Annotated in this window: 12 protein-coding genes; 6 read left to right on the top strand and 6 right to left on the bottom strand. The window is 69.1% G+C overall.

The annotated features are described in order from the left end of the window. Positions 1–584, bottom strand: a 584-nt coding sequence (locus DBR34_RS03385) for a LysR family transcriptional regulator (RefSeq protein WP_128095698.1), incomplete at its 3' end; no start/stop codon positions are given. Between the two features lie 99 nt (positions 585–683). Here DBR34_RS03385 and DBR34_RS03390 point away from each other — a divergent pair. Then, positions 684–884: a hypothetical protein gene (locus DBR34_RS03390; RefSeq protein ID WP_128095699.1), complete on the top strand. Its 201-nt coding sequence runs from the start codon at positions 684–686 to the stop codon at positions 882–884. A gap of 37 nt (positions 885–921) precedes the next feature. Here DBR34_RS03390 and DBR34_RS03395 read toward each other — a convergent pair whose 3' ends face one another. Beyond that, complete coding sequence (locus DBR34_RS03395) at positions 922–3,108, bottom strand: hypothetical protein (RefSeq protein ID WP_128095700.1); 2,187 nt, start codon at positions 3,106–3,108, stop codon at positions 922–924. 205 nt (positions 3,109–3,313) lie between these two features. Here DBR34_RS03395 and DBR34_RS03400 point away from each other — a divergent pair, with 205 nt between their 5' ends. Both DBR34_RS03400 and DBR34_RS03405 read left to right on the top strand, forming a co-directional pair. After that, a complete protein-coding gene (locus tag DBR34_RS03400; RefSeq protein ID WP_128095701.1) occupies positions 3,314–3,724 on the top strand; it encodes a hypothetical protein in 411 nt (136 codons plus the stop codon). Next, entirely contained in the window at positions 3,721–4,152 is a 432-nt protein-coding gene (locus DBR34_RS03405) for a hypothetical protein (protein WP_128095702.1), read from the top strand. The genes DBR34_RS03400 and DBR34_RS03405 overlap by 4 nt, the downstream gene beginning before the upstream one ends. 14 nt (positions 4,153–4,166) lie before the next feature. Here DBR34_RS03405 and DBR34_RS03410 read toward each other — a convergent pair whose 3' ends face one another. Continuing rightward, on the bottom strand, positions 4,167–4,571 hold the full coding sequence (locus DBR34_RS03410; protein ID WP_128095703.1) for a RidA family protein: 405 nt from the start codon (positions 4,569–4,571) through the stop codon (positions 4,167–4,169). 132 nt (positions 4,572–4,703) lie between these two features. On the opposite strand from DBR34_RS03410, the gene DBR34_RS03415 reads away from it, so the two are divergent. Both DBR34_RS03415 and DBR34_RS03420 read left to right on the top strand, forming a co-directional pair. Further along, complete coding sequence (locus DBR34_RS03415) at positions 4,704–5,630, top strand: LysR family transcriptional regulator (RefSeq protein ID WP_128095704.1); 927 nt, start codon at positions 4,704–4,706, stop codon at positions 5,628–5,630. Positions 5,631–5,665: 35 nt separating this feature from the next. Further along, positions 5,666–6,040, top strand: a complete 375-nt coding sequence (locus tag DBR34_RS03420) for a hypothetical protein (RefSeq protein WP_128095705.1) — start codon at positions 5,666–5,668, stop codon at positions 6,038–6,040. Here the strand turns inward: DBR34_RS03420 and DBR34_RS03425 are convergent. After that, complete coding sequence (locus tag DBR34_RS03425; RefSeq protein WP_128095706.1) at positions 5,945–6,358, bottom strand: helix-turn-helix domain-containing protein; 414 nt, start codon at positions 6,356–6,358, stop codon at positions 5,945–5,947. The genes DBR34_RS03420 and DBR34_RS03425 overlap by 96 nt on opposite strands. A gap of 142 nt (positions 6,359–6,500) precedes the next feature. Between DBR34_RS03425 and gstA the strand changes: the two genes are divergently transcribed. Beyond that, entirely contained in the window at positions 6,501–7,130 is a 630-nt protein-coding gene (gstA, locus tag DBR34_RS03430) for a glutathione transferase GstA (RefSeq protein ID WP_128095707.1), read from the top strand. Between the two features lie 37 nt (positions 7,131–7,167). On the opposite strand, the gene DBR34_RS03435 is transcribed toward gstA, so the two are convergent. Together DBR34_RS03435 and DBR34_RS03440 are read right to left on the bottom strand one after the other, a co-directional pair. Continuing rightward, a complete protein-coding gene (locus DBR34_RS03435; RefSeq protein WP_128095708.1) occupies positions 7,168–7,488 on the bottom strand; it encodes a hypothetical protein in 321 nt (106 codons plus the stop codon). A gap of 86 nt (positions 7,489–7,574) precedes the next feature. Next, positions 7,575–7,943: a hypothetical protein gene (locus DBR34_RS03440; protein WP_128095709.1), complete on the bottom strand. Its 369-nt coding sequence runs from the start codon at positions 7,941–7,943 to the stop codon at positions 7,575–7,577. Between the last annotated feature and the right edge of the window lie 186 nt (positions 7,944–8,129).

The following is an 8,129-nucleotide window of genomic DNA, read 5'->3' on the forward strand; positions in this document are numbered from 1 at the left end:
TCACCATCGGGATCCCCCAACAGCGGCCATTCCGAGAGCGGGCGCGCATCCACGCCGCCCATGCGCTCCACCAGCGCGGGGCTGGCCATCGGCATCAACCACTCATCGAACAACGGCTCGGCGTGTACACCCACCCACTGCCCGGCCCCTACGCGCAGCGCGGCATCGCACTGCACGTTGCGTTCGAAGTCTGTCAGGCGTTCGCTGGATTCCAGGTTGAACTCGATCTCCGGGTGCGCGGCCACGAACGAGCCCAGCCGCGGCACAAGCCAGTTGGAGGCCATCGAAGGCAATGCGCTGACCGTGAGCACGCGGTCGTGGCGTGCACCGAACGGCTGGAACACCTGCTGGATCGCATCCAGGTGCGGGCCGACCTGCTCAAGCAGGCGCTGGCCTTCCGGCGTCACCCCCACCCCACGTGGTTGCCGCAGCAGCAGTGGGTAGCCCAGCCGCTGCTCGAGCTGGCGCATCTGGTGACTGAGCGCGCTGACCGTCAGGTTCAACGATTCCGCCGCCCGGGTCAGGTTGCCCAGGCGCGCGGCGGTGACGAAATTCTGCAGGGGCTGCAGGGGCATGCGGGACATGTCGACTTGAATCCTGTTCAAGACCAGGTTGCGGAAATGTCGCTTTTTCGCCCCGCATCCTGCACCTATCGTCAACGCTCCTCAAGTGGAGCGTCGACCATGAACATCTACAGCGGCCTGTTGTTCCTGCAGGGGCACATCACCCATGTCGATCTGGCGCGCCAGCTGGCGGGCGTGGAAACGGCGCCCGCGGCGCCCTCCCCAACGGGTAAGCAGGAGGCGGCATGCGGCGCAGCCAGAACTGGGGACGAGGCGCGTCCGGGTGCGCCACGGCAACCGGCCCCGTGCGCCAATGCCTGAGGGTGCGGGCGCGTGTGCAGCCACGCGTGGCGTGGCTCTACCGGGGAGCGGCCTTGGGGGCCGGCAGCACGCGGGGCTGCTGGTCGTACCAGTCGCGTGCGCCGGCCAGGTGCCACTTGCGCTGCTCGCCATCCAGTTCGATGCCTGCGCCCAAGACACCCCAGCGCACGTACAGGTTGCCCCGGCGCCGGGCCTGGGCCAGGTCCAGCCGCGCCCGCAGCGACAGCCGCTCGTTCTCGGCCTGCAGGTCATCCACCCACATTTCGCCGCTGCGCCAGCGCAGCTGCCCGCTGGCCTGCACCTCTCCGGAATCGAGCATGCCCAGCACCCAGCGCGGATACGCGCTGCGTTCGGCGAACACGCCCAGCAGCGGCCCCGCATCGCGCAGGCGCAGGTCGGCCTGGGCGGTGACTTCAAACGGCGCAGCCGCATCGATGTGGCCCTGGCGCAGTGCCACCGTGCCCCACCAGTTGGCCTGTCCGCCGCTGTCGCCAACCTGGATGTTGCGCAGCGCCACGGTGGTGCCGCCCAGGTCGAACTGCTTCGCATCGAAATCGGCCCGCTTGACGCGCGCCTGCAGCTGGGCATCGCCACGCAGGGCGATGCCGGCCACCTGCAGCTGTGCACCACGGCCGCGCAGGTCGGCCCGGCCGGTACCCACGCGGCCGGACGAATCCAGCTCCACGTCGCCACTGAGCAGGCCGGTGCCACCGAGCAGGCGCACATTGCCGGTGCCGCCGCCCAGGTAGCGGTTGTAGGCGGTCAGGTCGGGCACCCGCGCATCGTTGAAGCGCAGCCGCGCGCGCATGCCGTCACGCAACTGCTGCAGGCGCGCGTCGCCGCGCAGGGTCAGCGCCATCGCGCGGCCATCGAACAGCAGCGCCTTGGGCGCCCCGGTCGGTGCGGCGCGGAACTCGGGAATCTTGACGTCCAGCTGCGCCTGCGCCGGTTCGCCGGCCACGATGCTGCCGTGCGCATTGGCCTGCCCCAACAGCCGCACCCCGGCCACCTCGGCCACGGCCGCCACCTGCGGGATGTCCAGCGTACTGCCCGCGGCCAGCTGGCCATCGGCAATCTTCAGGTCGCCTTCCAGCAGGCCGCCGCCATCCAGGTGGAACCACGGCTTGCGCACGAACAGATCGGCGATCCAGTTCAGCGACTCGAACTTCCACGCGCCCTGCACCTGACCGGTCAGCCGCGGCAGCAGTTCGGCCGGGGCGCGGAACGGGATTTTACGGCCGGTTATACGCAGGTCGGCATGCAGTTCGCTGCCGGTTTCCGGGTCACGGGGCAACCGTGCCTGCACGCGCATGTCCTGCGCCACATCCAGCTGCAGCGCCAGCAGCCCGCGATCGTCGGCATTCACCCCGGCATGCACCGGCACCCGCCACACCACCCGGCTGCCGGGTTGCAGCGCGCCCCGGTCCAGCACCACGTCGCCGGTAAGACGGGCGTTCGACGGCGCGCTGCCGACACTGACGTGCGCTCCACCCGTGTCGATTTCCACGGCGCGGCTGCGCGCATCCACCTGCAGCTGTGCCCAGGTGATGTCCAGCTTGCGCAGGCCTGGCGCTTCGTCACGGTAGTGCCGCGGGAAATGGAACCGCGCGGCAAGGTGGGCGTCATCGAGCACCCGTACCCCGCCCACGGTCACCTCGGCCTTCTCGAACCCGGCCGTGGAGTCGAACAATTCAGACGGCCCGCCCTTCAACTGCTTGAGGAAGCCGACCGTGCCGTGCCCCTGACCTGCGATGAAGAGCGTGCCGAAACGGCCGCTGCGGATGCTGTCGCTGTGGATCGCATCGAAGCGCAGCGTCCAGCCGCGGTCGCCGCGCGGCGGCGGCGGAATGCCCTTGTCCACGCGTTCGACCTCGGCCTCCACGCCCGTGGCCTCGATCCGCGGTATGCGCACCTCACGGCGGAACAGCGCCGGCAGGTCGATCCAGGCGCCCGCGCGGTCGGCACGGAAAATGTAGACCGTGTGCCCGGCCTGCCCGCGCATGCGCACGTTCCAGACCACGGCGTGCCCAGGCAGCAGGGTCAGCGCCGGCCCGGTCTGCATGCTGAATTTTTCAGGCTTGCGGTTGGTGACCGCATCGAACAGCGGCGTATTGAGGAACACGTTGCCGGCCAGCAGGTATAGCGCATACAGCGCCAGCAGCGAGAACAACGCCACGCGCCATGGCCGGGGCCAGCGCCGGACGCGCTCGGGAATCAGGGGCATGTAGATACGCGCGCGGAAGCAGAATGACCCTCACACTATCGGCAGACCGCTGGCGCAGCCGCGTGAAGACGACGCGCGACAGCGAGCGGCAGGTCATTCCGCGCGGGCGGCGGGCATCGTTGCGGTGACACGCCGCCTGACGCTACTGTGCCATCGCGCCGGCAGTGATCGCCGCGGATCAAAGACAGCCAAGGAGCGTGACGGCATGATGCAGGTCTTGGAGACATTCGGCCTTGAACTGGTCGCCTGGATGGGAGGCGTGGCAGCGGGGTATCTGGCGTGGGCGTCCGCGCCGTTCTGGTGGCCCGCGATGCGGGCGTTCGGCGGCCGTCGCCGGCTTCCGCGCCCGCTGCTGTTCAGTACCTGCGCCGGGTGCATGGCCTATGCGGCGTACCTGGCGTTCCTGGTCGCACTGCGCCTTCTGTTCCTCACGGCACCGCCCGTGTCCGCCGCGCTGGATCAGCTGGCGTCACACCCCGGCATGGCCGCGACGCTGCTTGCCGCGCTCGTGTACGGCCTGCCCCTGCTGGTGTTTACCGGATGGGCTGCGCGCTTTCTCGGCGCACGCTGGGCGCGGCTCCTGCCGCCGCCCCTTGATGCGCGGCCCGCAACATGATCCTTGCCGACGCGATCCTCCATGGTCTGGTGCTGCTCTGGGTGACAGTGCCGTTGTGGGCGCCGGCCCTGCGCGCCTGCCTGCCCTGGCGTCGCCTTCCCTGCGCCGGCAGGTTCACCCTGACGGTTGCGGCGCTGGTCTACGGCGCCTTCGCCGCCTGCGTGGCGCTGGTGATGCTGCCGGCAGAGGTGCTGGCCATATTCATCGGCCCGCAATTGCTCGAGATGGGCTCACCCGCCGGCCGCTGGGTGAGCACGCTGCATGCCGATGTCGTGGTGCCGGTGTTTTCGGCCTTCATCCCGGCGCTGCCCGGCGTGACCTGGGTGGTCATGCTGTTGCTGGCCAGGCGCTGGCCGGTCATCTGCGCCCGACTGGGCCTGCACGTCCTGCCTGTCCCCCAGCCATCCCCAGACAGCATAGGCGCCTAGCGGTCGAATGCCGTTCAGTGCGCCGCCGCGTCCGGCAGCTTGGCGATCACCTTGATTTCCACGTCGAACCCATACAACCAGGTCACCCCGATGCCGGTCAGGGTCGGATACGGCGCCTGGCCCCAGTACTCGGGCACGATCGCCCAGACGCGTTCGAAGATCGCCTCGGGATCGACCAGGAACACGGTCACGTCAACCACATCGTCGAACGTGCAGCCGGCCGCGCCCAGCACCGCGTTGAGGTTCTCGAATGCGCGCCGCACCTGGTCCTCCAGCACCGGTTCGGGCGAGCCGTCCTCGCGGCTGCCGACCTGCCCGGACACGAACAGGAAGCCATTGGCGCGTACCGCCGGCGAATAGCGGTTGCGTTCGTACAGGGCCTGCCGGCCCGGCGGGAATACTACGTCACGGGTTGCCATCGTCTTCTCCAACGGCCATGCGGCCGATCCATTGCACTGCCGCCACGGTAGGCCGACGCGGCCCGGTGATAAACGCCCCACACCGGCCATCACTGTTTGTAGAATCCAAACAATTCCTTCCGGACGCCCCGCATGGACCGGTTCGACGCAATGCAGGCCTTCGCCCAGGTGGTGGAAACCGGCAGCTTCACCAAGGCCGCGCAGAGTCTGCACATGAGCAGGACCACGGTCACCCAGCTGGTGCAACAGCTGGAGGCGCGGCTGCGTGTGCGTCTGCTCAATCGCACGACCCGGCAGGTCAACCTCAGCGCCGACGGCGCGGCCTACTACGAGCGGGTGGTGCGCCTGCTGGCCGATATCGACGATGCCGAAACCAGCCTGTCCGGTGCCGCCGCCACGCCGCGCGGGCGCCTGCGGGTGGATGTGCCGGCGCCCTTGGCACGGCTGGTCCTGGCGCCGGCGTTGGCCAGCTTCCATGCACTGTATCCGGAGATCCAGCTGCATCTGGGCGTCAGCGACCGCCATGTCGACCTGATCGACGAACGCGTGGACGCGGTGATCCGTGGCGGCGAGATCAGCACGCCGTCGCTGGTGGCCCGTCGCATCGGCGACCTGCAGGCCGGCCTGTACGCCGCGCCGGCCTACCTCGCGCAGGCCGGCACGCCGTCGGACCCGCACGATCTGGAAATCAGCCCCCATCGCATCGTCGGCTACCTGCGCGCGCGCAGCGGCACGGTGCTGCCCTATGCCCTGCGCCGCGACGACCAGCAACGCCACGTGCGCGGGCGGTATCTGCTGGCAGTCGATGATGGCAACGCCTATCTGGCCGCGGGCGTGGCCGGGCTGGGCGTGCTGTGGCTGCCCGACTACATGGCCGCCGCGCATGTGGCCAACGGTGAACTGGAACGTGTGCTACCCGACTGGCAGCTGGCGCCCATGCCGCTGTATGTTGCGTTTCCGCCGAACCGCCACGTCAGTGCCAAGCTGCGCGTGTTCATCGACTGGGTGGCGGCGCTGCTGGACACGGTCGCCCCGGTCCAGACGCTGCCGCCGCGCTGACCGTATCGCCACTGACCCGCCTGACCGAGACCGCCATGCCCCGTCGCTTCCGTGCCGCCCTGCTTGTCACCCTGGCCCTGGGTGCGCCAGCCGTGGCGCAGACCAGCGCGCCGCCGACAACGCAGGACCCGGCGCTGACCGCCTTGTTGGACTGCCACTTCGGCTACGCCCAGCAGCGCTTCCGCAGCACTGCCAGCGCCACCGAAATCGCCACGGCGGCCGCCTCGTACTGCGAACCGGCCTTGCAGGCGGCCGGGCTTGGCACCTACCTGCGCGCGCTGGATGCCGGGTTGCCGGCAGACAGCGCGGAGGCCTCACGCATCGGCATGCTCGACGAACTGCGCGGCATGCTGCCCGGCTTCACCATCGACAAGGTCCTGCAGTTCCGCGCCGCCAGCGACGCGCTCTGAGCCGGCGCGCGCCTTCACCCACAACCCGAACTCCTTCATCACCTCGACCACCGGCTGCAGCCGTCGGCCGTCGTCGGTGAGGGCGTACTCCACCTTGACCGGCACGGTGGGATACACGGTGCGGCGGATCAGCCCGGCCTCTTCCAGCGCACGCAGGTCCAGGGTGAGCATGCGCTGGGAGATCGCCGGCATGTCGCGACGCAGGTCGTTGAAGCGCTTGGCCCCGTCGAGCAGGTAGGACGCGATCAGCAGACGCCAGCGTCCGCCCAGCAGGCGCATCGCCTCCTCCACCGAACAGCCCGATACATTGTCTTTCACATGGTGGCTCCTGCAGGGGGCGACAGGTATACGTTATGTACCTACACCACACAATAGTGCCTTCTTCCGTTTTTATACCCCGCGCCTAGAATGCAGCCGGACGCCTCACAGCGAGGCCCCACTTCTGTTGCCGGATATCCCGATGAAGCTCTATTACCTGCCTGCGGCCTGCTCGCTCGCCCCGCATATCGTGCTCAATGAACTGGGCCTCGACGCCACCCTGGTCCGGGTGGACCCGCGCAGCCATCGCACCGAACACGGCGAGGACTACCTGCAGGTCAACCCGCTGGGCTACGTGCCGGCACTGGCGATGGACGACGGCAGCGTGCTGCGCGAAGGCACCGCCATCCTGCAGTACCTGGCCGACCAGCGGCCCGAAGGCGGCCTGGCTCCCGCCCAGGGCAGCGGTGAACGCTACCGCCTGCAGGAATGGCTGGGCTTCCTTGGCACCGAGGTCCACAAGGGCTTCATTCCGCTGCTGTATCCGGTGGCCGCCGGCAAGTACACGGAGACGGCGCGACCGAAACTCGACCAGCGCTTCGCCTGGATCGACCAGCAGCTGGCGGACCGCGACTACCTCATGGGGGATCGCTTCAGCGTGGCCGATGCCTATCTGTTCGCCTTGATCGGCTGGGGTCAGGCAGCGTGGCTCACCTCTTACTACAAGGCGGACATCCATTTCGACCGGTTTCTGCATCTGCAGCGCTGGTATGCCCGCGTGCGGGCGCGGCCGGCGGTGCAGCAGGCATTGGCCGCCGAAGGACTGCAGTAACGGCCTGCATGGCCGCAGGCCGGGTCGATGCGTGGCGCTACGGGCGCCACATCAGGATCAACACCAGCATCAGCAGCATGGCGCCCGCGCCGATGCCCAGCAGGCCAAGCTGGATATCGGCCATCCGCGAGATGCGCGCATCACCCAGCTGCCGGTGGCGGCGCAGGAACAGGAAGCGTGCGTAGTCCGCATTGCCGTGATGGTGCCGGCCCAGCCCGAAGGTGTGCGGTTGCCCGAGCGCGGTGAAGACCTCGGGGTGATCCCGGCGCAGCCACAGCAGCATCACCACATTGAACGGCAGGCTGGCGATGATCAGCAGAAATGCGATCAGCAGCAGCCGCCCCAGAACCTCTTCCATGCCTGCTCCCCCGAGCGTAGTGCGCGCGGCCATCCCCGATGGCGCTGGCGCGATGATAGCCCAGGGTGAGGCCGGTCGAACCGCTATCAGCGCCCGGCCACCGTGGCCGGTGTGCGCGACCGCGGCAATGGCTGGATGGCCAGCGTATCGCCACGGCAGACATCCACCGCGTGATACACCGCGCGGCGGCCGTTGCCGAAGGTCATGCGCAGGTCGAAGCGGCAGCCCTGGTCGCCCAGGCGCACCACGCCGCTGCCGCCACCGCCGGGCAGCACCTCGATCGGGCGCACGACGAACGCATCGCTGCCGGCCGGCGCCACTTCCAGTGCCACCACGCTGTCATGGGCGCGGTTGAGCAGGCCCAGGTATCGCGCGTCCCCGGCGCGTGCGCCGGACGCGGCGAGGAGTGAAACGGCCAGCAGCGGGCAGGTCAGGACGAGGCGGATCAGATTCATGGCGGCATCTCCGGGGTGGTGAAGGACACCCGCATCAGGCGCTTCCCGCCCACTGCCGCCAACCGATCCGGGACCAATCGTCGCCACGCGCGGGTCAATCGTAATGGGCCGTCATGGCGCTTTCCGGCCCCCCCCCCCCACGCCTAAGATGACCCTGCCGCACACGCGCGGCGCAGGACCCCACCA

The sequence above is a fragment of the Stenotrophomonas sp. HMWF003 genome, from assembly GCF_003061285.1.
Taxonomy (GTDB): domain Bacteria; phylum Pseudomonadota; class Gammaproteobacteria; order Xanthomonadales; family Xanthomonadaceae; genus Stenotrophomonas; species Stenotrophomonas maltophilia_AP.

What these genes read in the sequence shown, in the direction of transcription:
- DBR34_RS03400 (WP_128095701.1), top strand. Translation starts at nt 3,314, where the DNA reads ATGATGCAGGTCTTGGAGACATTCGGCCTTGAACTGGTCGCCTGGATG.
- DBR34_RS03390 (WP_128095699.1), top strand. Translation starts at nt 684, where the DNA reads ATGAACATCTACAGCGGCCTGTTGTTCCTGCAGGGGCACATCACCCAT.
- DBR34_RS03405 (WP_128095702.1), top strand. Translation starts at nt 3,721, where the DNA reads ATGATCCTTGCCGACGCGATCCTCCATGGTCTGGTGCTGCTCTGGGTG.
- DBR34_RS03395 (WP_128095700.1), bottom strand. Translation starts at nt 3,108, where the DNA reads ATGCCCCTGATTCCCGAGCGCGTCCGGCGCTGGCCCCGGCCATGGCGC.
- gstA (WP_128095707.1), top strand. Translation starts at nt 6,501, where the DNA reads ATGAAGCTCTATTACCTGCCTGCGGCCTGCTCGCTCGCCCCGCATATC.
- DBR34_RS03440 (WP_128095709.1), bottom strand. Translation starts at nt 7,943, where the DNA reads ATGAATCTGATCCGCCTCGTCCTGACCTGCCCGCTGCTGGCCGTTTCA.
- DBR34_RS03435 (WP_128095708.1), bottom strand. Translation starts at nt 7,488, where the DNA reads ATGGAAGAGGTTCTGGGGCGGCTGCTGCTGATCGCATTTCTGCTGATC.
- DBR34_RS03415 (WP_128095704.1), top strand. Translation starts at nt 4,704, where the DNA reads ATGGACCGGTTCGACGCAATGCAGGCCTTCGCCCAGGTGGTGGAAACC.
- DBR34_RS03420 (WP_128095705.1), top strand. Translation starts at nt 5,666, where the DNA reads ATGCCCCGTCGCTTCCGTGCCGCCCTGCTTGTCACCCTGGCCCTGGGT.
- DBR34_RS03410 (WP_128095703.1), bottom strand. Translation starts at nt 4,571, where the DNA reads ATGGCAACCCGTGACGTAGTATTCCCGCCGGGCCGGCAGGCCCTGTAC.